20 protein-coding genes, 3 tRNA genes and 3 rRNA genes are annotated in these 19888 nt (G+C 50.7%); 2 read left to right on the top strand and 24 right to left on the bottom strand.

The genetic code is table 11. From position 1 onward, the window contains the following. Positions 1–90: 90 nt before the first annotated feature. The 6 genes from NSQ22_RS00895 to NSQ22_RS00870 all read right to left on the bottom strand — a co-directional run bounded on the left by NSQ22_RS00895 (position 91) and on the right by NSQ22_RS00870 (position 5477). A tRNA-Glu gene (locus NSQ22_RS00895) sits at positions 91–162 on the bottom strand. Positions 163–172: 10 nt separating this feature from the next. Next, positions 173–248: transfer RNA gene (locus NSQ22_RS00890), tRNA-Thr, on the bottom strand. 7 nt (positions 249–255) lie between these two features. Then, positions 256–330, bottom strand: a tRNA-Asn gene (locus tag NSQ22_RS00885). A gap of 13 nt (positions 331–343) precedes the next feature. Beyond that, positions 344–460: ribosomal RNA gene (rrf, locus tag NSQ22_RS00880) — 5S ribosomal RNA — on the bottom strand. Positions 461–605: 145 nt separating this feature from the next. After that, a 23S ribosomal RNA gene (locus NSQ22_RS00875) occupies positions 606–3534 on the bottom strand. Positions 3535–3920: 386 nt separating this feature from the next. Beyond that, positions 3921–5477, bottom strand: a 16S ribosomal RNA gene (locus tag NSQ22_RS00870). The 16S, 23S and 5S rRNA genes sit together here with 3 tRNA genes alongside, the layout of an rRNA operon. A gap of 465 nt (positions 5478–5942) precedes the next feature. On the opposite strand from NSQ22_RS00870, the gene pdaB reads away from it, so the two are divergent. Continuing rightward, positions 5943–6698, top strand: a complete 756-nt coding sequence (pdaB, locus tag NSQ22_RS00865; protein WP_011886635.1) for a polysaccharide deacetylase family sporulation protein PdaB — start codon at positions 5943–5945, stop codon at positions 6696–6698. Positions 6699–6925: 227 nt separating this feature from the next. On the opposite strand, the gene NSQ22_RS00860 is transcribed toward pdaB, so the two are convergent. After that, the gene (locus NSQ22_RS00860) at positions 6926–7525 is read right to left on the bottom strand and encodes a KinB-signaling pathway activation protein (RefSeq protein WP_008881906.1); all 600 of its coding nucleotides are present in this window, start codon (positions 7523–7525) and stop codon (positions 6926–6928) included. A gap of 154 nt (positions 7526–7679) precedes the next feature. Between NSQ22_RS00860 and gerD the strand changes: the two genes are divergently transcribed. Further along, entirely contained in the window at positions 7680–8309 is a 630-nt protein-coding gene (gerD, locus tag NSQ22_RS00855) for a spore germination lipoprotein GerD (protein ID WP_081157328.1), read from the top strand. Positions 8310–8403: 94 nt separating this feature from the next. On the opposite strand, the gene NSQ22_RS00850 is transcribed toward gerD, so the two are convergent. The 17 genes from NSQ22_RS00850 to NSQ22_RS00770 form a co-directional block, all read right to left on the bottom strand. Beyond that, complete coding sequence (locus NSQ22_RS00850) at positions 8404–9420, bottom strand: Mrp/NBP35 family ATP-binding protein (protein ID WP_008881908.1); 1017 nt, start codon at positions 9418–9420, stop codon at positions 8404–8406. A 181-nt stretch (positions 9421–9601) separates the two neighbouring features. After that, the gene (gene cwlD, locus NSQ22_RS00845; protein ID WP_008881909.1) at positions 9602–10318 is read right to left on the bottom strand and encodes an N-acetylmuramoyl-L-alanine amidase CwlD; all 717 of its coding nucleotides are present in this window, start codon (positions 10316–10318) and stop codon (positions 9602–9604) included. A gap of 66 nt (positions 10319–10384) precedes the next feature. Next, positions 10385–10825, bottom strand: a complete 441-nt coding sequence (locus NSQ22_RS00840; protein ID WP_011886633.1) for a YbaK family protein — start codon at positions 10823–10825, stop codon at positions 10385–10387. Positions 10826–10947: 122 nt separating this feature from the next. Then, positions 10948–11340: a 30S ribosomal protein S9 gene (gene rpsI, locus NSQ22_RS00835; RefSeq protein WP_008881911.1), complete on the bottom strand. Its 393-nt coding sequence runs from the start codon at positions 11338–11340 to the stop codon at positions 10948–10950. A 22-nt stretch (positions 11341–11362) separates the two neighbouring features. Beyond that, complete coding sequence (rplM, locus tag NSQ22_RS00830) at positions 11363–11800, bottom strand: 50S ribosomal protein L13 (RefSeq protein WP_008881912.1); 438 nt, start codon at positions 11798–11800, stop codon at positions 11363–11365. A 323-nt stretch (positions 11801–12123) separates the two neighbouring features. Beyond that, entirely contained in the window at positions 12124–12885 is a 762-nt protein-coding gene (truA, locus tag NSQ22_RS00825) for a tRNA pseudouridine(38-40) synthase TruA (RefSeq protein ID WP_008881913.1), read from the bottom strand. Between the two features lie 12 nt (positions 12886–12897). Further along, positions 12898–13695, bottom strand: coding sequence for an energy-coupling factor transporter transmembrane protein EcfT (locus NSQ22_RS00820; RefSeq protein WP_081157329.1), 798 nt, complete (start codon positions 13693–13695; stop codon positions 12898–12900). Further along, positions 13685–14560 carry an energy-coupling factor ABC transporter ATP-binding protein gene (locus NSQ22_RS00815; protein WP_008881915.1) on the bottom strand — a complete coding sequence of 292 codons (876 nt, stop codon included), beginning with the start codon at positions 14558–14560 and terminating at the stop codon, positions 13685–13687. The genes NSQ22_RS00820 and NSQ22_RS00815 overlap by 11 nt, the downstream gene beginning before the upstream one ends. Continuing rightward, on the bottom strand, positions 14536–15375 hold the full coding sequence (locus NSQ22_RS00810; protein WP_008881916.1) for an energy-coupling factor ABC transporter ATP-binding protein: 840 nt from the start codon (positions 15373–15375) through the stop codon (positions 14536–14538). The genes NSQ22_RS00815 and NSQ22_RS00810 overlap by 25 nt, the downstream gene beginning before the upstream one ends. A gap of 121 nt (positions 15376–15496) precedes the next feature. Further along, the gene (gene rplQ / locus NSQ22_RS00805; RefSeq protein WP_008881917.1) at positions 15497–15859 is read right to left on the bottom strand and encodes a 50S ribosomal protein L17; all 363 of its coding nucleotides are present in this window, start codon (positions 15857–15859) and stop codon (positions 15497–15499) included. Positions 15860–15974: 115 nt separating this feature from the next. Continuing rightward, positions 15975–16919 (bottom strand): DNA-directed RNA polymerase subunit alpha, encoded by a 945-nt coding sequence (locus NSQ22_RS00800; RefSeq protein ID WP_008881918.1) that lies wholly within the window; start codon positions 16917–16919, stop codon positions 15975–15977. Between the two features lie 171 nt (positions 16920–17090). Further along, positions 17091–17480: a 30S ribosomal protein S11 gene (gene rpsK, locus NSQ22_RS00795; RefSeq protein ID WP_008881919.1), complete on the bottom strand. Its 390-nt coding sequence runs from the start codon at positions 17478–17480 to the stop codon at positions 17091–17093. Positions 17481–17505: 25 nt separating this feature from the next. Beyond that, a complete protein-coding gene (gene rpsM, locus NSQ22_RS00790) occupies positions 17506–17871 on the bottom strand; it encodes a 30S ribosomal protein S13 (protein WP_008881920.1) in 366 nt (121 codons plus the stop codon). A gap of 20 nt (positions 17872–17891) precedes the next feature. Next, a complete protein-coding gene (gene rpmJ / locus NSQ22_RS00785; protein WP_008881921.1) occupies positions 17892–18005 on the bottom strand; it encodes a 50S ribosomal protein L36 in 114 nt (37 codons plus the stop codon). A 34-nt stretch (positions 18006–18039) separates the two neighbouring features. Next, complete coding sequence (gene infA / locus NSQ22_RS00780; protein WP_008881922.1) at positions 18040–18258, bottom strand: translation initiation factor IF-1; 219 nt, start codon at positions 18256–18258, stop codon at positions 18040–18042. A 208-nt stretch (positions 18259–18466) separates the two neighbouring features. After that, complete coding sequence (gene map / locus NSQ22_RS00775) at positions 18467–19207, bottom strand: type I methionyl aminopeptidase (protein ID WP_008881923.1); 741 nt, start codon at positions 19205–19207, stop codon at positions 18467–18469. After that, positions 19204–19857 (bottom strand): adenylate kinase, encoded by a 654-nt coding sequence (locus tag NSQ22_RS00770; RefSeq protein WP_008881924.1) that lies wholly within the window; start codon positions 19855–19857, stop codon positions 19204–19206. The genes map and NSQ22_RS00770 overlap by 4 nt, the downstream gene beginning before the upstream one ends. Positions 19858–19888: the final 31 nt, after the last annotated feature.

The raw sequence follows: 19888 nt of genomic DNA, 5'->3' as shown, positions 1-19888 counted from the left end.
TATTGTATTCGATAATCAGTATGCCAATTTTGAGAGCAATTATACGTTTTTAAATCAACCGTCCTTAAAAGGACGGTTGATTTCAAAGAGTGACCCGTACGGGATTCGAACCCGTGTTACCGCCGTGAAAGGGCGGTGTCTTAACCACTTGACCAACGGGCCAAAAAAACGATGGAGCTTCCAACCGGGCTCGAACCGGTGACCTCTTCCTTACCATGGAAGTGCTCTACCTACTGAGCTATGGAAGCGTAAAAATGGCTCCGCAAGTAGGATTCGAACCTACGACCTACCGGTTAACAGCCGGTTGCTCTACCGCTGAGCTATTGCGGAACGATACAACATTGCCTAGCGACGACCTACTCTTGCAGGGGCGCTGGCCCCAACTACCATCGGCGCTGGAGAGCTTAACTTCCGTGTTCGGGATGGGAACGGGTGTTTCCTCTCCGCTATCATCACTAGGCAATGATTTATTTACTTAGACACTAATTATTATATTCATGTCATTGGTTTTGTCAACAGGAAATTCATTCCTTCAAAACTAGATAACCGTTTGGTGGGAAGAAGCCTCCGCTTTTCGTACTGTCTAGCTCCGGCCGCCACTTTTCTAGGTTAAGCCCTCGATCGATTAGTATCCGTCAGCTCCACGTGTCGCCACGCTTCCACCTCGGACCTATCGACCTCGTCATCTTCGAGGGATCTTACTCGCCTAACGCGATGGGAAATCTCATCTTGAGGGGGGCTTCACGCTTAGATGCTTTCAGCGCTTATCCCTTCCGCACATAGCTACCCAGCGGTGCCCCTGGCGGGACAACTGGTACACCAGCGGTGCGTCCATCCCGGTCCTCTCGTACTAAGGACAGCTCCTCTCAAATTTCCTACGCCCACGACGGATAGGGACCGAACTGTCTCACGACGTTCTGAACCCAGCTCGCGTACCGCTTTAATGGGCGAACAGCCCAACCCTTGGGACCGACTACAGCCCCAGGATGCGATGAGCCGACATCGAGGTGCCAAACCTCCCCGTCGATGTGGACTCTTGGGGGAGATCAGCCTGTTATCCCCGGGGTAGCTTTTATCCGTTGAGCGATGGCCCTTCCATGCGGAACCACCGGATCACTAAGCCCGACTTTCGTCCCTGCTCGACCTGTCCGTCTCGCAGTCAAGCTCCCTTGTGCCTTTGCACTCTCCGAATGATTTCCAACCATTCTGAGGGAACCTTTGGGCGCCTCCGTTACCTTTTGGGAGGCGACCGCCCCAGTCAAACTGCCCACCTGACACTGTCTCCCACCCCGATAAGGGGTGCGGGTTAGAATTTCAATACCGCCAGGGTGGTATCCCACCGACGCCTCCACCGAAGCTGGCGCTCCGGCTTCCCTGGCTCCCACCTATCCTGTACAAGCGATACCAAAATTCCATATCAGGCTGCAGTAAAGCTCCACGGGGTCTTTCCGTCCTGTCGCGGGTAACCTGCATCTTCACAGGTAGTATAATTTCACCGGGTCTCTCGTTGAGACAGTGCCCAAGTCGTTACACCTTTCGTGCGGGTCGGAACTTACCCGACAAGGAATTTCGCTACCTTAGGACCGTTATAGTTACGGCCGCCGTTTACTGGGGCTTCGGTTCGCACCTTCGCTTGCGCTAAGCGCTCCCCTTAACCTTCCAGCACCGGGCAGGTGTCAGCCCCTATACTTCGCCTTTCGGCTTCGCAGAGACCTGTGTTTTTGATAAACAGTCGCTTGGGCCTTTTCACTGCGGCTCTTCGGGGCTCATCACCCCAAAGAGCACCCCTTCTCCCGAAGTTACGGGGTCATTTTGCCGAGTTCCTTAACGAGAGTTCTCCCGCGCGCCTTAGGATTCTCTCCTCGCCTACCTGTGTCGGTTTGCGGTACGGGCACCTCTTCCCTCGCTAGAGGCTTTTCTTGGCAGTGTGGAATCAGGGACTTCCGGATCAAATCCGTCGCCATCACAGCTCAGCCTTTACGGCCAGCGGATTTGCCTACTGGCCAGCCTTACTGCTTGGACAGGCTCTTCCAGCCGCCTGCTCACCCTATCCTCCTGCGTCCCCCCATCGCTCAAACGGGAAGGAGGTGGTACAGGAATCTCAACCTGTTGTCCATCACCTACGCCTTTCGGCCTCGGCTTAGGTCCCGACTAACCCTGAGCGGACGAACCTTCCTCAGGAACCCTTAGGCTTTCGGCGCAGAGGATTCTCACCTCTGTTTTCGCTACTCATACCGGCATTCTCACTTCTAAGCGCTCCACCAGTCCTTCCGGTCTGGCTTCGATGCCCTTAGAACGCTCCCCTACCGATGACCAACGGTCATCCCGCAGCTTCGGCGGCACGTTTAGCCCCGGTACATTTTCGGCGCAGAGTCACTCGACCAGTGAGCTATTACGCACTCTTTAAATGGTGGCTGCTTCTAAGCCAACATCCTGGTTGTCTTCGCAACTCCACATCCTTTTCCACTGAACGTGCACTTGGGGGCCTTAGCTGGCGATCTGGGCTGTTTCCCTCTTGACCACGGATCTTATCACTCGTAGTCTGACTCCCAAGGATAAGTCATTGGCATTCGGAGTTTGACTGGGTTCGGTAACCCGATGAGGGCCCCTAGCCCAATCAGTGCTCTACCTCCAAGACTCTCACCTTGAGGCTAGCCCTAAAGCTATTTCGGGGAGAACCAGCTATCTCCAAGTTCGATTGGCATTTCACCCCTACCCACACCTCATCCCCGCACTTTTCAACGTACGTGGGTTCGGGCCTCCAGCCGGTGTTACCCGGCCTTCACCCTGGACATGGGTAGATCACCTGGTTTCGGGTCGACGACGACGTACTCAAACGCCCTATTCAGACTCGCTTTCGCTGCGGCTCCGCCTCTTCGGCTTAACCTCGCACGCCATCGTCACTCGCCGGTTCATTCTACAAAAGGCACGCCATCACCCATGAACGGGCTCTGACTACTTGTAGGCACACGGTTTCAGGTTCTCTTTCACTCCCCTTCCGGGGTGCTTTTCACCTTTCCCTCACGGTACTGGTTCACTATCGGTCACTAGGGAGTATTTAGCCTTGGGAGATGGTCCTCCCTGCTTCCGACGGGATTTCCCGTGTCCCGCCGTACTCAGGAGCCGCTCGGGAGGGAACGAAGTTTCGACTACAGGGCTGTCACCTTCTCTGGCCGGCCGTTCCAGACCGGTTCGTCTACCCCGTTCCTTTCTCACTCCCATCTGAGCGGTCCTACAACCCCAAGAGGCACGCCTCTTGGTTTGGGCTGTTCCCGTTTCGCTCGCCGCTACTCAGGGAATCGCATTTGCTTTCTTCTCCTCCGGGTACTAAGATGTTTCAGTTCCCCGGGTGTGCCCTCCATGCCCTATGGATTCAGGCATGGATCCTGCCCCATTACGGGCAGGGGGTTTCCCCATTCGGACATCTCCGGATCAACGCTTGCTTACAGCTCCCCGAAGCGTTTCGGCGTTTGCCCCGTCCTTCATCGGCTCCTAGTGCCAAGGCATCCACCGTGCGCCCTTTCTAGCTTAACCTACAGCGCGTTTCGGCTTCTTCCTTATTGTCTAGCTTCGGCGCCTAGCTCTCTTCCGCCAAATAACCTTCCCCCCTTGGGGTGCAAGCACCCCTGCGGGTGAAGAACATTTGGCTTCGAGAACTGACCGCGGCACCTCAGCTTTTCCGGTTATCTAGTTTTCAAGGAACGATTTGAAGGAATTCTCATTCCTTCAAAACTGAACGAAACGAAAGCGCGATTTGTTAATGGTTGGCCGTTAACGGCCTCCGCTTTTCATGATGTCTAGCTCCAGCGCCTGGCTCTCTTCTGCCAAATAACCTTCCCCCTCGGGGTGCAAGCACCCCTACGGGTGAAGAACATTTGGCTTCGAGAGCCGACCGCGGCGCTTCCGCTTTTCGTCCTTAGAAAGGAGGTGATCCAGCCGCACCTTCCGGTACGGCTACCTTGTTACGACTTCACCCCAATCACTTGCCCCACCTTCGGCGGCTGGCTCCCGTAAGGGTTACCTCACCGACTTCGGGTGTTGCAAGCTCTCGTGGTGTGACGGGCGGTGTGTACAAGGCCCGGGAACGTATTCACCGCGGCATGCTGATCCGCGATTACTAGCGATTCCGGCTTCATGCAGGCGAGTTGCAGCCTGCAATCCGAACTGAGAGCGGCTTTTTGGGATTCGCTCCCCCTCGCGGGTTCGCAGCCCTTTGTACCGCCCATTGTAGCACGTGTGTAGCCCAGGTCATAAGGGGCATGATGATTTGACGTCATCCCCACCTTCCTCCGACTTTTAGCCGGCAGTCCCTCTAGAGTGCCCAACTGAATGCTGGCAACTAGAGGCAAGGGTTGCGCTCGTTGCGGGACTTAACCCAACATCTCACGACACGAGCTGACGACAACCATGCACCACCTGTCACCCTGTCCCCCCGAAGGGGGAACGCCCAATCTCTTGGGTTGTCAGGGGATGTCAAGACCTGGTAAGGTTCTTCGCGTTGCTTCGAATTAAACCACATGCTCCACCGCTTGTGCGGGCCCCCGTCAATTCCTTTGAGTTTCAGCCTTGCGGCCGTACTCCCCAGGCGGAGTGCTTATCGCGTTAGCTGCAGCACTAAAGGGTGTGACCCCTCTAACACTTAGCACTCATCGTTTACGGCGTGGACTACCAGGGTATCTAATCCTGTTTGCTCCCCACGCTTTCGCGCCTCAGCGTCAGTTACAGGCCAGAGAGCCGCCTTCGCCACTGGTGTTCCTCCACATCTCTACGCATTTCACCGCTACACGTGGAATTCCGCTCTCCTCTCCTGCACTCAAGTCCCCCAGTTTCCAATGACCCTCCACGGTTGAGCCGTGGGCTTTCACATCAGACTTAAAGGACCGCCTGCGCGCGCTTTACGCCCAATAATTCCGGACAACGCTCGCCCCCTACGTATTACCGCGGCTGCTGGCACGTAGTTAGCCGGGGCTTTCTCGTGAGGTACCGTCACCGCGCCGCCTTATTCAAACGGCGCTCCTTCGTCCCTCACAACAGAGCTTTACGACCCGAAGGCCTTCTTCGCTCACGCGGCGTCGCTCCGTCAGACTTTCGTCCATTGCGGAAGATTCCCTACTGCTGCCTCCCGTAGGAGTCTGGGCCGTGTCTCAGTCCCAGTGTGGCCGGTCACCCTCTCAGGCCGGCTACGCATCGTCGCCTTGGTGAGCCGTTACCTCACCAACTAGCTAATGCGCCGCGGGCCCATCCGCAAGTGACAGCCGAAGCCGCCTTTCAACCAAAGACCATGCGGTCTTTGGTGTTATCCGGTATTAGCTCCGGTTTCCCGGAGTTATCCCGGTCTTGCGGGCAGGTTGCCCACGTGTTACTCACCCGTCCGCCGCTGACCGAACAAGAGCAAGCTCTCGTTCGGTCCGCTCGACTTGCATGTATTAGGCACGCCGCCAGCGTTCGTCCTGAGCCAGGATCAAACTCTCCAAAAGAAAGTTGATTGGCTTGCGCTTCGTTTCGTTCAGTTTTCAAGGAACGAGATTAATCAACATCATCTTGCGTTGAGGAATTTCATTTTATCCAATCACTCACACGCAAGTTACTTCCTCTTGCAAGAACCAGTTCAGCGAACTCACTTCCTGCAAGCAGCTTCTTTATACTAACACAAAGCATTTCCTTTGTCAACTGTTTTTTATTTAAACATCTTTTGACTGGTTATCGCTTTCGAACAACCCGTTCGATTAGCGACGTTTATTAATATAACACCAAACAACAAAAAATGCAATACATTTTTCACTTGGAATTACAAATAAATTATAGGGCCATATTCCATTTCCATCCTCCGCCTTCTTCGTTGTTTCCACCGCTGCAATGGGCACGGCAAATATGTTTCATAACGATAATGGCTGTCTGCATAAGATGTACATAGGACAACTGTTTAAAGGGGGATCGACGCCATGTTTTATGCGCTGAATGGGCGGACGCTGAAAAAGGCACTTATTGTTATTTGTTCCGCCTTTTTTACCGCTGTCATTTTGTACGCTTATGAAATGAACCGTCCGGTTTTTTCACTTCCTTCCGGGCCAAAAGCGGTATACAAAGTGGACAATAACCGCGATGAGGTGGCATTGACGTTTAACATTAGCTGGGGGGACGAGAATGCAGACAAAATTTTAGATGTTTTGAAACAGCAAGGGATTAAAAACGCTACCTTTTTTTTATCAGCTTCTTGGGCCGAGCGCCATCCGACTGTTGTGAAACGGATCAAAGAAGAAGGACATGAAATCGGCAGCATGGGGTATAATTTTGTCAACTACACAGAACTTGAGAATGCGAAAATCCGTCAGGATTTAATGATGGCGAAAAAAGTTTTTGACACGTTGGGGGTTAAAAATGTTGAACTGTTGCGCCCTCCAGGGGGGAACTTTAACAAAAACGTACTAAAAATTGCGCAGTCTCTTGGCTATACTGTTGTGCATTGGAGCATCAACTCGAAAGACTGGCTGAATCCCGGGACAGAGCAAATTGTAGCAAACGTCACGAACGATTTAGATCCGGGGGATATTGTGCTCCTTCATGCCTCCGATTCCGCAAAACAAACGGCAAAAGCGTTGCCAAAAATTATTGAAGTGATGAAAGAAAACGGTTATAAAAACGCTAGTCTCTCTGAACTATTGGCGAACGGTAAAGCTGAAAGCAAGGGAATTGATTAACGTCAAGACAGCGGGGGTGTGTCGTATCAAAAAGTCCGCTTCTTGGCTATCGTGCGGTCCTACACTGCCAGGGACCGCACGATAATGTTTCTCTACGTTGGATCTTCTCCCTGCTTCTTACTCAACTTGGAATGGAAACTTCCCAAACGCTCCCCCACCTATGCTCCCACGGAGAAGTGAAGATTTTCTCGGTTCGGGATCATAAAAAACAGGCGGCATGTTACTTTTTATTGTTTCGCGCCGCCTGTTAACTTATGCAGTATAAGAAGCTGATATGCATTGCATACTAATAGCGGAATCAACATCAAATATAGCCAATCTTGATCATTAATACGCAAAACCGGGAACCATTCAACAATTGTCACAACGACCATAAAGAATAAAGCCGGGACGAAAGCTCCTTTATTCGTTTGTGCACTTTTGGCATAGGCAACAGCCAGTCCGACCACCAAAACGAACAAAGCGATCAGTATATACGGAATTATCGATTCTCCGTTTGCTGCAAACGCCGTGTAACGAAAGTACACTAAATCGAACAGCACAAACATGATCAAGACAAGTTGCACCGCATTCCATAGCGAGCGGAACATACCAAGCCCGAAGCGGTGAACGGTCAAATACGCAAAAAAACCTGCTTGGCTAATGACGCTAAAAATAAAACCAACGCCAATATGCCATAATAACACAGCCATAAACTCAACAATCTCCACACTCAGAAGAAGCTGCCCAAACTCTTTCCAGTTTAAAACCATACCGACAGCTGCTGTAGTAATTCCTCCGACAAGCAGCGTAGTAAAAAATAAGCGCACCCATTTACGGCTGTTCACAGTTTGCTTCATCCTCCATCATTTCAGCATAATCCGCTTAACATTTTACCAGTGCCCTTCTAAAAAAGCCAGCTTCCATTTGTCCAAATGCATATTTTTTTCGTCAACATTCATATTAAGGGTGAGGGATTTTTGCAGAAAGGAGCTCATTTTTATGAACAAGTGCATACCGCTCCTCTTGCTCAGTTTTCTCGTTCTTAGCTCTTGTGCTCCTCAAGAAACCAGCCCTGCTCCCCCGGATTATGAGCAGACGAAACGAATGGTTGTTGACATTTTAAAAACGGACGAGGGGAAAAAGGCGATTCAAGATATTATGTCAGAAGACCAAATGAAGCAACAGCTCGTCATGGATCAAACGGCTGTAAAAGAGATACTGCAGCAAGTGTTAACGTCTGATCAAGGAAAGAAATTTTGGGAAAATGCACTAAAAGACACAAAGTTCGCGGAAAGCTTTGCTAAAGGATTGCAAAAAGAACACGAAAAAATGATGAAGGCGCTCATGAAAGATCCTGAATATCAAGCAATGATGATCGACATCCTAAAAAATCCTGAAATGGAAAAGGCGATGATCGATGTATTAAAAAGTAAAGAATTCCGCCAACATTTGCAAACAGTGATTATGGAAACGTTAAATAGTCCGATATATCAAGCCAAAATTCAAGATATGCTAACAAAAGCAGCAGAAACACTCCAACAAAGCGGCGGAAAACAAGGAGAGGAAGATGCGGAAGGAGGAGAAGGCGAAGAAGGTGGAGGCGGCAGCCAACAAGGGGAAGGCGGTTAATCGAATAAAAAGCGTCCGTGTGCCAAAATTCGCCAACGCTCAAAGGAACGAGCGCGAGCGACTCAAGGCATCGGACGCTTTATGTTTAAGCTGTTCAATACTTCGCGGCAATTTTTCGGGCGATATCCATATAAATTTTCCCAATCGGATGATCTTCCGCATAAACGGACGGAGCAAAATCGTCGTCATTCCAATCTGGTTGCTGAAGCGGCAACTGCCCTAACAGTTCTGTTTGTAGCTCTTTTGCCAGCTTCGCTCCGCCACCTTTGCCAAACACGTATTCCCGTTCACCTGTTTTCCGGCTTTCGTAATACGACATATTTTCGATGACACCGATAATCTCGTGTTCAGTGCGTAAGGCCATGGCCCCGGCACGGGCAGCGACAAACGCGGCGGTTGGATGCGGGGTTGTAACGATAATTTCTTTGCATGACGGCAGAAGCGTATGCACATCTAAAGCGACGTCACCTGTACCTGGCGGCAGGTCAAGCAGCAGGTAGTCTAAATCGCCCCATTCGACTTCTTTAAAAAAGTTGTTGAGCATTTTTCCAAGCATCGGACCGCGCCAAATAACCGGAGCGTTGTCCTCAACGAAAAAGGCCATCGAAATGACTTTTACCCCAAACCGTTCAACCGGGATAATCTTATCGCCTCTTACTGTTGGGCGCTCGGTGATCCCCATCATGTCGGGTACACTAAACCCGTAAATATCAGCGTCGATCAACCCGACTTTTTTGCCAAGCCGAGCAAGCGCGACGGCCAAATTGACAGAAACGGTTGATTTCCCAACCCCACCTTTGCCACTGGCGATAGCGATATATGTCGTTCTTTGCTTATTCTCGCTATATTCCTCAACGACTTCTCGCGGCAGTTCGGCAAACCGCAGTCCGACAGAAGCAGCACCTGCGTCTTTCAACTGTTGGACGATCGCCGTTTGTACGCGGAGTTGGTCAGGAGTACCGATTTTAGCGAGCGCGATTTTTACGCTGACATGGTTCTTCTCTTCTTTAATTTTAATTTCTTGAATGGCGTTCGTTTCCTTAAACGTTTTGTTTAAAAATGGGTCTTTCATGTTTTCAAGAATGGCTCGCACGTCGTTTTCCGTCAGCATCGTATTCACCAACCCTTTTTCAATCAATGACTGTTTCTATTATCTACTATACCATAAGTTGCTAGGAAACCGCCATGTTCAGCCTTCTTTCCCATTTACTTATAGTGGGAATGAGGATTTCCATTTCCCTTTGGTAAAGATCATGTTTCGCTGCCGCTGTTCTACTCAAAAAAAACCCTCGCTATTCACGAAGCGTGGGTTCATTGGAAAAGTAGCGCAATACCCCTTTGTAAATGGAAGCGGCGAGTTGCGTCTGGTAATGATCAGAGGCGAGCAATTCCCGCTCGTCCGGATTCGATAAAAACCCGATCTCAACAAGCGCACCTGGCTTTTTCGCGTGTTTCAACAAATAAACCGTGTCAATCATTTTCGCCACCCGATGAGTGTTTTCCAAGTTGCGCCGTAGCTCAGCCTGGATAAATTTCGCCAGCCGCTCGTTTTCGATGAGCGAACCGTAGTAAAACGTCTGTGCCCCCCGCCATCGCGGCGATGGAATGGCGTTTAAATGAATGCTGATGAATAGATCCGCATCGGACTTGTTAATGAATGTCGTTCGTTCACGCAAGTCTTCCGTTTTCCGCCGGCTGTAGCCGCGCGTTGACGGGCTGGCCAAGTCGCGATCCGTCTCTCGTGTCATAAGCACGAGCGCGCCTTGCTGCTGCAAGTAATCGCGCAGTTTTTTCGCCACGTTCAGCGCGATTTCCTTTTCTACCACCTCGCCGCCAACAGCACCGCCGTCTGGTCCACCGTGGCCGGGGTCTAATACGATAATTCTCCCTGATAACGGAAGATTCCAAGGCTTGGTCGATGTAAGATCAGAAAATAAGGATGGAAATAACAAAACACCGAGGATGGTGATCGCAGCAACAGCGACCAGCCACTTCCACTTTTTTTTCATCGTTTCTCCTCCCGCGCATTTCCCTTCTCTATCTTATATGGGACAAGGCGCGGGAATAGAACTCATTTAGTGAAGTTTTAGCCGGTACCGCTTTTTCCCCCGTTCAAATCCTTCTGTCCACCAGTTACTGATATATTGCTCGCATGCATAGTAAAGTGACTCACCTCGGATATCATCCTCAACATTGCCCCAAAAGCAAAGAAAATCAAACAGCGTGTCAACCAAATATTTCTCCTCTCGGACACAGCGCTGGCGCACACTGTCGGTTGGTTCCCCATAATAGCCAAACCGGCTGTAATGAGCGCCAAGCAAATATGCTTCAATGGCCAAGTCAATGCAGCCTTCCTCGACAACGGATGGGAAAATCCGATACGTTTGGTAGAAAGGGACAAAATGTTCAAGCACTTTGGCCCGCAGTTTCTCGAGCGACAATTCCCGCAACATTTTTCGCTCATAGCGAAGCTGCTTTTCCTGCCTTTTTTCCGTCAATGAAGTGATGACTGCCATCGTTGTTCACGCTCCTTTACGATGTAGTGTTTAACGATCGGACGTAAACATACGTGCGGACCAAAGGCAGAAATAAGCAAAAAACCCAGCCAAATTGGCTGGGTTGGAATAGACGGATATGATTAACGTTTCGAGAACTGCGGAGCGCGGCGGGCGCCTTTGAGCCCATATTTTTTCCGTTCTTTCACGCGGGCATCGCGTGTCAGCAAGCCAGCGCGCTTCAATACCGCGCGGAATTCCGGATCTACTTCAAGCAACGCACGAGCAATGCCGTGACGAATAGCGCCAGCTTGGCCAGCAAATCCGCCACCATGGACGTTCACTAAAACGTCATAGCTGCCGAGCGTTTCCGTCAGGACGAGCGGTTGTTTTACCATTTCGATGAGCGCTTCCGACGGAATGTATTCACGAATGTCATGTTTATTGACGATGATGCGTCCATCGCCCGGGACGAGGCGGACGCGGGCAACTGAGCTTTTGCGACGACCTGTACCGTAATATTGTACTTGTGCCAAAATAAATACCCTCCCTTGTCAATTATCCGCGAAGTTCGTATACTTCCGGTTTTTGCGCTTGATGCGGATGCTCGCTTCCACGGTAAACGTGCAGCTTTTTGAACATTTGACGGCCGAGGCTGCCTTTTGGAAGCATGCCGCGTACTGCCCGTTCAATCATTTGTTCCGGATAGTTTGTGCGCATTTCAAGCGCTGTTCTTACTTTCAAACCGCCCGGGTGTAAGCTGTGGCGATAATACAGTTTTTTCGTTAACTTTTTCCCTGTCAGTTCGACTTTGTCTGCATTGATGACGATCACATGATCCCCGCAGTCGACGTGCGGAGTGAACGTCGGTTTATGTTTGCCGCGCAACAGCGCTGCTACTTCGCTAGCTAAACGACCTAACGTTTTGCCAGCTGCGTCGACAACGTACCATTTACGCTCTACTTCATTCGGTTTCGCCATGTAAGTCGTACGCAATATAGTTCCCTCCTAAAAGAAAAATGAACAAGTAAGTTGATGGTTTATTTCAACACGATTGCTGTCCGGGGCTAATCGTGGAAAATACATGCCATATGATATGATAGCTTGCCGGTGCGCCAATGTCAAGAAAATGTTACACGAGGATTCGTTGTCATGAACCTTCCGTTTCTCCTTTGGGAGCCTTGCGCACCATACAACTTTCCCGGCCGTCTCAAACAGACGTTTGTCTTCCTTCCTAATTGGAAACGACAGGTAACACTCGTATTGCGATGCTTAAAGGGCTTTTGGCCAGTTTATATGAAGAGAAGAGCAGCCCTCAGCTAATGACCGAAACTTTCACCATCATAATACACGCGCCATAAATACAGCCCTTCAGCCGGCGCGGTGGGACCGGCAAGCCGACGGTCTTTCGCCGCAAGCAGCGCCTCAATATCGTCAGGAGGCCGTTTCCCTTGGCCGACCTCAAGCACTGTACCAACGATGATGCGCACCATGTTGTATAAAAAGCCGCTTCCAACAAACCGAAACTGAAGCATTGGGCCATCCACTTCCATTTCGGCCTGATAAATGGTGCGCACACGGTCTTCAATCACCGTTTTGGCCGAACAAAAGCTCGTAAAATCGTGTGTCCCCTTAAGCAAGCCGAGTGCCTCGCTCATGGCGTCTACACGGAGCGGGTACGGATGCCATGCGCAATAATGGCGACGGAACACGTCGCGCTCGGCCGCCGTCCATACGTTATAGCGGTACTCTTTCGCTTTGGCGGAAAAACGGGCGTGAAACGTGCTGTCTGCCTCGTCTACCGAGCGGACAGCGATATCGTCTGGAAGCTGGGCGTTTAACGCCTTTTTCCACTGCTCAGGGGAAAGAGCAAGCGGCGTATCAAAGTGAATGACTTGCCCGTAGGCGTGAACGCCGGCGTCCGTCCTCCCGGAAGCCGTGATTCGCACGTCATCCCCTTTATGCATCCGCTTGAGCACTCCCTCGAACTCGCCTTGCACCGTACGTTTTCCCGGCTGAACTTGATAGCCGGAAAAATACGTGCCATCATACGCTACCACGCATTTGATTCGTCGTGTCATGGCAGTCCTCCGCTATGAACGTAATAGAAAAAGCAATGCAGCCAGCAGCGCGGTGGCGACTAAAAAAGACGTGTCCAACGGCTTCCAGACGAGTTGACGAAATTTCGTCCGTCCTTCCCCGCCCCGGTAGCCGCGCGCTTCCATCGCTGTTGCCAGCTCATCAGCCCGCTTAAACGAACTGATAAACAATGGGACGAGCAGCGAGACGATCGCTTTCACCCGCTCAGAAAAACGACCGCCGGAAAAATCGACACCACGTGCTGCTTGCGCCTTCATAATTTTTTCTGTCTCTTCCATTAGTGTCGGAATAAATCGCAATGAAATCGCCATCATTAAGGCGAGCTCATGGACGGGCACGCGCATTTTTTTGAGCGGCCCGAGTAAACTTTCCACGCCATCGGTCACTTCAATGGGCGTTGTCGTCAGCGTCAGCATCGTCGTCATGAGCACAAGCAGCAAAAACCGCAACGAAATAAAGATTCCTTGTCGAATGCCGCCTTCATAAATCGAAAAGGTGCCAAGCTGATAGACAACGTCCCCTTCTTTCGTCATGAATAAATGCAATAACATCGTAAACAAAACAACCCATAAAATCGGCTTTAAGCCGCGCATAATGAACGAAAGCGGGATGCGCGACAGGGCCGCAAAAACGAACGTAAATAACGACAACACCGTATAGGTCACCACATTGTTCGCCAAAAAGACGATAAGGACATAGGCAAACACGATCAACAGCTTCGCGCGTGGGTCTAAACGGTGGATCAGTGAATGGCCGGGCACATATTGCCCGATAATCAAATTATTGGTCATGGACGCTCACCTTAGAAAACAATTGCTTGATGGCGTCAGCCGTCTGTTCAATCGTTAAGCATGGCGACGGAATGGTGACGCCAAACCGTCTTTCTAGCTCCTGCTTCAACTTGACCGTTTCCGGCACGCTTAAGCCAATGGCGGCAAGCCGCTCGGGATCACGAAAAATCTCCTCTGGCGTCCCTTGGCCCCATACTGTTCCTTCGTGCATCACAATGATTTCGTCGGCGTATTGGGCGGCATCTTCCATACTGTGGGTGACAAGGACCGTCGTTAGCTGTTTTTCGTGATGAAGACGATAAAACATCTCCATAATTTCCTTACGCCCACGGGGATCAAGTCCAGCAGTCGGTTCATCAAGCACGATCATTTCCGGCTCAAGCGCGAGTACGCCGGCAATGGCGACGCGCCGCATTTGCCCGCCGCTTAAGTCGAACGGCGATTTGGCCAGCACGTCTTCGTTGAGCCCGACAAGCTTGACGAGCTCTTTTGCCTTTCGTTTCGCTTCTTCCTCGGGTACACCGAAATTGAGTGGGCCAAAACAAATATCTTTCTCAACCGTTTCTTCGAACAATTGATGTTCTGGAAACTGAAACACAATCCCGACTTTTTTGCGCAACGGTTTGAGCTGCTTTGGTCGCTTGCTGCCGGTAATCGTCTCTTCGCCGATTTTCACCGTGCCGCTTGTCGGTTGCAATAAGCCGTTTAAATGCTGAAGGAGCGTCGATTTGCCCGAACCCGTATGGCCAACAATGGCGACATACGTTCCGTCCGCAATGGTCACGTTCACATCATATAGCGCCCGGCGGGCGAACGGCGAACGGGCATTGTACACATGCTCTACTTTTTCGAATACAATGTCCATAGCTCCTCGACCAACTCCTCCGTCGTGAAGTATCCCACCCGAAGCGGAATGCCTTTCTCCCGCAAGCGACTGCCCATTTTCACGGCAAACGGCAGATCAAGCCCGATGCGCTCAAGCTTGCCTCCTAGCCGGAAAACATGTTCCGGCGTTCCTTCTGCCATGACTTCTCCTTTGTTCATGACGACAATGCGATCTGCTCTCGCCGCTTCTTCCAGATCATGCGTGATCGATACGACTGTGATGCGTCGCTGGCGATTCAGGCGGCGCACCGTGTCGAGCACTTCTTCCCTCCCACGCGGATCGAGCATCGATGTTGCTTCGTCCAAAATGATCATGTCGGGACGAAGCGCTAAAATGCCAGCGATGGCAACACGTTGCTTCTGCCCACCGGAAAGCCGGTGTGGCTCGTGTTCGAGAAACGATTCCATATGCACTTGGCGGACAGCTTCATGGATACGCTCGACCATTTCATCACGCGGAATGCCGTTGTTTTCAAGAGCAAAGGCGATATCGTCTTCAACGGTCGTCCCGACAAACTGGTTATCTGGATTTTGGAACACCATGCCGACACGGCGGCGTACATCCCAAACGGTTGTTTCATCGAGCGGGCGTCCGAATAGGCGAATGACGCCCCGCTCCGGCCGAAGCAGGCCGATGAGCAGCCGGGCAATGGTCGACTTACCGGATCCGTTATGACCGACAATCGCCAGCCACTCTCCGCGCTCGGCTTGGAAGCTAACGTTTTGTACCGCATACTCCGATTGGTTCGGATAACGGAAATACACTCCTTCGATCGAAAGGATCGGTTCGGCCATAATGGTTTCTCCTTGCCTCGTCACATTCTCAACCATACCTTGCTAAATGATGGTAAACAAAAAAAGGGCATAGATCCAGTTCAAAAGAAACTGTCTCGCCCTTGTTGAAATAAAACAACCGTTACACGAGTTCGATAATGACCATCGGCGCCCCGTCACCGCGGCGAGGACCAAGTTTCATAATGCGCGTATAGCCGCCTTGGCGATCTTGGTAGCGCGGCGCAATGTCACTGAACAGCTTTTGCAGTGCATCTTGGCCAGTTTCGCTGTTGGCGACTTCATTGCGAATAAATGCCGCTGCTTGACGGCGAGCATGCAAATCGCCGCGTTTGCCGAGCGTGATCATTTTTTCAATAACCGAGCGCAATTCTTTTGCCCGTGCCTCAGTCGTTTCGATGCGTTCGTTGATGATTAAGTCCGTCGCTAAATCGCGAAGCAATGCTTTTCGTTGAGAAGTAGTGCGTCCTAATTTTCTGTACGACATCGAATGTCCCTCCCTCTTAAAATAATGTGTTCCTCATTGCCGTCATGATCGGTTGACGCCGAACGCGAAATCTATGGCTAAAGCGCGCTTCCGCCTTGTCGGCGGAGACTGGCGCTTAATCGTCTTTACGCAGGCTAAGCCCCAGCTCGGCCAGCTTCGCCTTCACTTCTTCAAGCGATTTGCGGCCGAGGTTGCGCACTTTCATCATATCTTCTTCCGTTTTTTGCGTCAGCTCTTGAACGGTGTTGATGCCGGCACGTTTTAAGCAGTTGTAGGAACGGACAGAAAGATCGAGTTCCTCGATCGTCATTTCGAGCACTTTTTCTTTTTGGTCGTCCTCTTTTTCTACCATGATCTCAGCATTTTGTGCTTCATCCGTCAGGCCGACAAAAATGTTCAAGTGCTCAGTTAAAATTTTCGCCCCAAGGGAAATGGCCTCTTTCGGCCCGATGCTTCCATCGGTCCACACGTCAATCGTCAATTTGTCATAGTCTGTCACCTGACCGACCCGCGTGTTCTCAACTTGATAGGAAACTCGGGAGACAGGCGTATAAATGGAGTCGATCGGAATCACGCCGATTGGCTGATCTTCACGCTTGTTCGCCTCAGCCGGTACATACCCACGCCCCCGTCTGGCGGTCATGCGCATGCGCAAGCGACCACCTTCCGCCAGCGTAGCAATATGAAGGTCCGGGTTTAAAATTTCTACATCGCTGTCGTGAGTAATATCGGCAGCCGTGACAACTCCTTCACCCTGCACATCGATTTCCAACGTTTTCTCTTCGTCCGAGTAAATTTTCAACGCTAACTTTTTGACATTCAGAATGATGGCTGTTACATCCTCGACGACGCCTTCAATCGTTGAAAACTCGTGCAGTACACCGTCGATTTGCACCGATGTCACAGCCGCACCAGGGAGTGAAGACAATAGGATACGACGCAAGGAGTTCCCTAAGGTTGTTCCATATCCGCGCTCGAGCGGTTCGACCACGAATTTGCCGTATTTGGCATCTTCGCTCAGTTCGACCGTTTCAATTTTCGGCTTTTCAATTTCAATCATCGATTATTATACCCTCCTTCAAAACGTCGAGACCCCGACCAAACGGTACACGCCTAATAACATTCCCCCATAAATCTATATCTACGCTTGCCAGCGGACGAAGCCGGCTCCCCTGTCATGGTCTTTATCATATCCCATTATTGACAATGGTTCAAATTCTATACAGGGGCGTTACACGCGGCGACGTTTTGGCGGACGGCATCCATTGTGCGGGATCGGAGTGACGTCTTTGATCGCCGTAATTTCTAATCCGGCTGCTTGCAACGCACGGATCGCTGCTTCACGGCCAGCCCCAGGACCTTTCACGTTCACTTCGACCGTTTTCATGCCATGTTCCATCGATGCTTTTGCTGCTGCCTCTGCAGCCATTTGTGCTGCAAACGGCGTCGATTTGCGCGAACCTTTGAACCCTAATGCGCCAGCGCTTGACCAAGCAATGGCGTTGCCATGAACGTCCGTAATCGTTACGATCGTGTTGTTGAAAGTCGAACGAATATGAGCGATGCCCGTATCAATATTTTTTCTTACGCGGCGTTTACGAGTATTTGTTCTACGTGCCATTCGTCAAATGACCTCCTTTGCATGATTATTTCTTCTTGTTCGCTACCGTACGGCGCGGGCCTTTACGCGTGCGAGCATTGTTTTTCGTGTTTTGACCACGAACCGGCAACCCACGGCGATGACGAAGACCACGATAGCAGCCGATTTCCATTAACCGTTTAATGTTTAACGATACTTCACGGCGCAAGTCGCCTTCCACTTTTAAGCGGCCAACGATTTCACGAATGCGGCCAAGCTCCTCTTCCGTTAAATCGCGAACGCGTGTGTCTTCCGATACGCCTGCTTCTTTTAAGATTTTTTGCGCAGTCGGTTTGCCGATCCCATAAATGTATGTTAACGAAATAACTACTCGTTTATCGCGCGGAATGTCAACACCTGCAATACGTGCCATATTGTACACCTCCTTGGAAATTACCCTTGACGTTGTTTATGCTTCGGATTTTCACAAATGACCATTACTTTGCCATGTCTGCGAATGACTTTGCATTTTTCGCAAATTGGTTTGACAGATGGTCTCACTTTCATGTTGTTTACCTCCCTATTAAACGGAGTGCATTCTTTATTTATATCGATACGTAATCCGTCCACGCGTTAAATCATACGGCGACAACTCCACCGTCACTTTATCGCCAGGCAAAATGCGGATGAAGTGCATACGGATTTTGCCGGACACATGGGCCAATACTGTGTGCCCATTTTCTAATTCTACACGAAACATCGCATTTGGCAATGTTTCAATGACGGTGCCTTCCACTTCAATTACATCGTCTTTTGCCATCGAGCGGCTCTCCCTCCTTCGAATGAGTAACATTGTGTTACGCAAAACCGAACGGACATAAGGCGGGCGATGTCCACGATGATCGAGAAGGTCGATAAACGGCCGCCTTGATCGCTGAATCAGTTGAGTGGTCTAAGGCCACCGCAAACTCTGAAGAAAAGCTTGCTGACCTGCCCCGACGCTTAGAGACTGCGCTGCCTGCATCCGTTCATGTTAAGATTTCATAGCCTTGCTCTGTAATAACAATCGTATGTTCGAAATGAGCACACCGTTTTCCGTCCACCGTGACAACAGTCCAATCGTCAGCCAATGTTTTCACATGACGACTTCCAGCATTGACCATCGGCTCAATGCACAGCGTCATGCCTGGCCGCAAAATTGGTCCTCTATTCGGTGGACCATAATGAGGGACTTGTGGGTCTTCATGTAAGTGTTGACCAATTCCGTGCCCGACATACTCGCGGACGACGGAAAAATGGTGCGCTTCGACGTATGTTTGAATCGCATGAGAAATGTTTGTCAAGCGGGCACCTGGCTTCGCCTCTGCGAGTCCAACATACAACGATTGTTCCGTCACGTCAAGCAACCGCTTCGTCTCAGCGTCGATCTCCCCAACTGGATATGTCCAAGCTGAGTCAGCATGGTAGCCTTCATACTGTGCTCCCACATCGACCGTAATAATGTCGCCCTCGCGTAGCATGCGATTGCCGGGAATTCCGTGCACGAGTTCCTCATTTACTGAGGCGCAAATGCTTCCTGGAAACCCTTGATACCCTTTAAACGACGGAATGGCGCCATGGGAACGAATTACTTCCTCCGCAATGGCGTCCAGTTCCTTTGTCGTTATCCCGGGACGAATATGCTTTTTCAGCTCTTCTAAGGTAAGGGAAACAATTTTTCCCGCCTCACGCATAAGGGCAATTTCATGCTCGGTTTTATAAATAATCATCGAGTAAGTCCCCCGAGCAATTCGCGAATGTCGCTAAACACTTTTTCCATTTCTTGTTCGCCGTTAATGTGGCGCAAATAGCCTTTTTGCTCATAGAAATCGAGCAATGGCTTCATTTGTTTCGTATTCACCTCAAGCCGATTCGCCACTGTTGCTTCATTATCGTCAGGGCGCTGATAAAGCTCGCCACCGCATTTATCACATACGCCTGGCTGAGCCGGTGGGTGAAAAACAAGATGGTATGTCGCTCCGCAGTTGCGACAAATTCGTCTGCCTGTGAGGCGCTCCATTAACACATCTTGGCGAACATCGATATGGATGACATAGTCAAGCTTGCGGCCGATTTCAGCCAGCATCGCTTCCAGCGCCTCCGCTTGGGCAACCGTGCGTGGGAATCCGTCAAGCAAAAAGCCGTTTTGGCAGTCGTCTTTGCTTAACCGTTCACGGACGATACCGATCGTCACCTCATCCGGAACAAGATCACCACGGTCGATATATTCTTTTGCCTGCAATCCTAACGGTGTGCCTTCTTTCATCGCCGCCCGAAACATATCCCCGGTTGAAATATGTGGGATTCCATACGTTTCTACGATTTTCTCGGCTTGCGTGCCTTTGCCGGCACCTGGCAGCCCCATCAGCACTAAATTCATCCTAACTCCCCCCACGCACAAGAGATGTCGA

It is taken from the genome of Geobacillus sp. FSL K6-3411 (assembly GCF_037965715.1).
GTDB classification, from domain to species: Bacteria; Bacillota; Bacilli; order Bacillales; family Anoxybacillaceae; genus Geobacillus; species Geobacillus thermodenitrificans.
The sequence above is the reverse complement of the archived record's forward strand: the minus strand, read 5'-3'. Positions and strand labels throughout refer to the sequence as shown.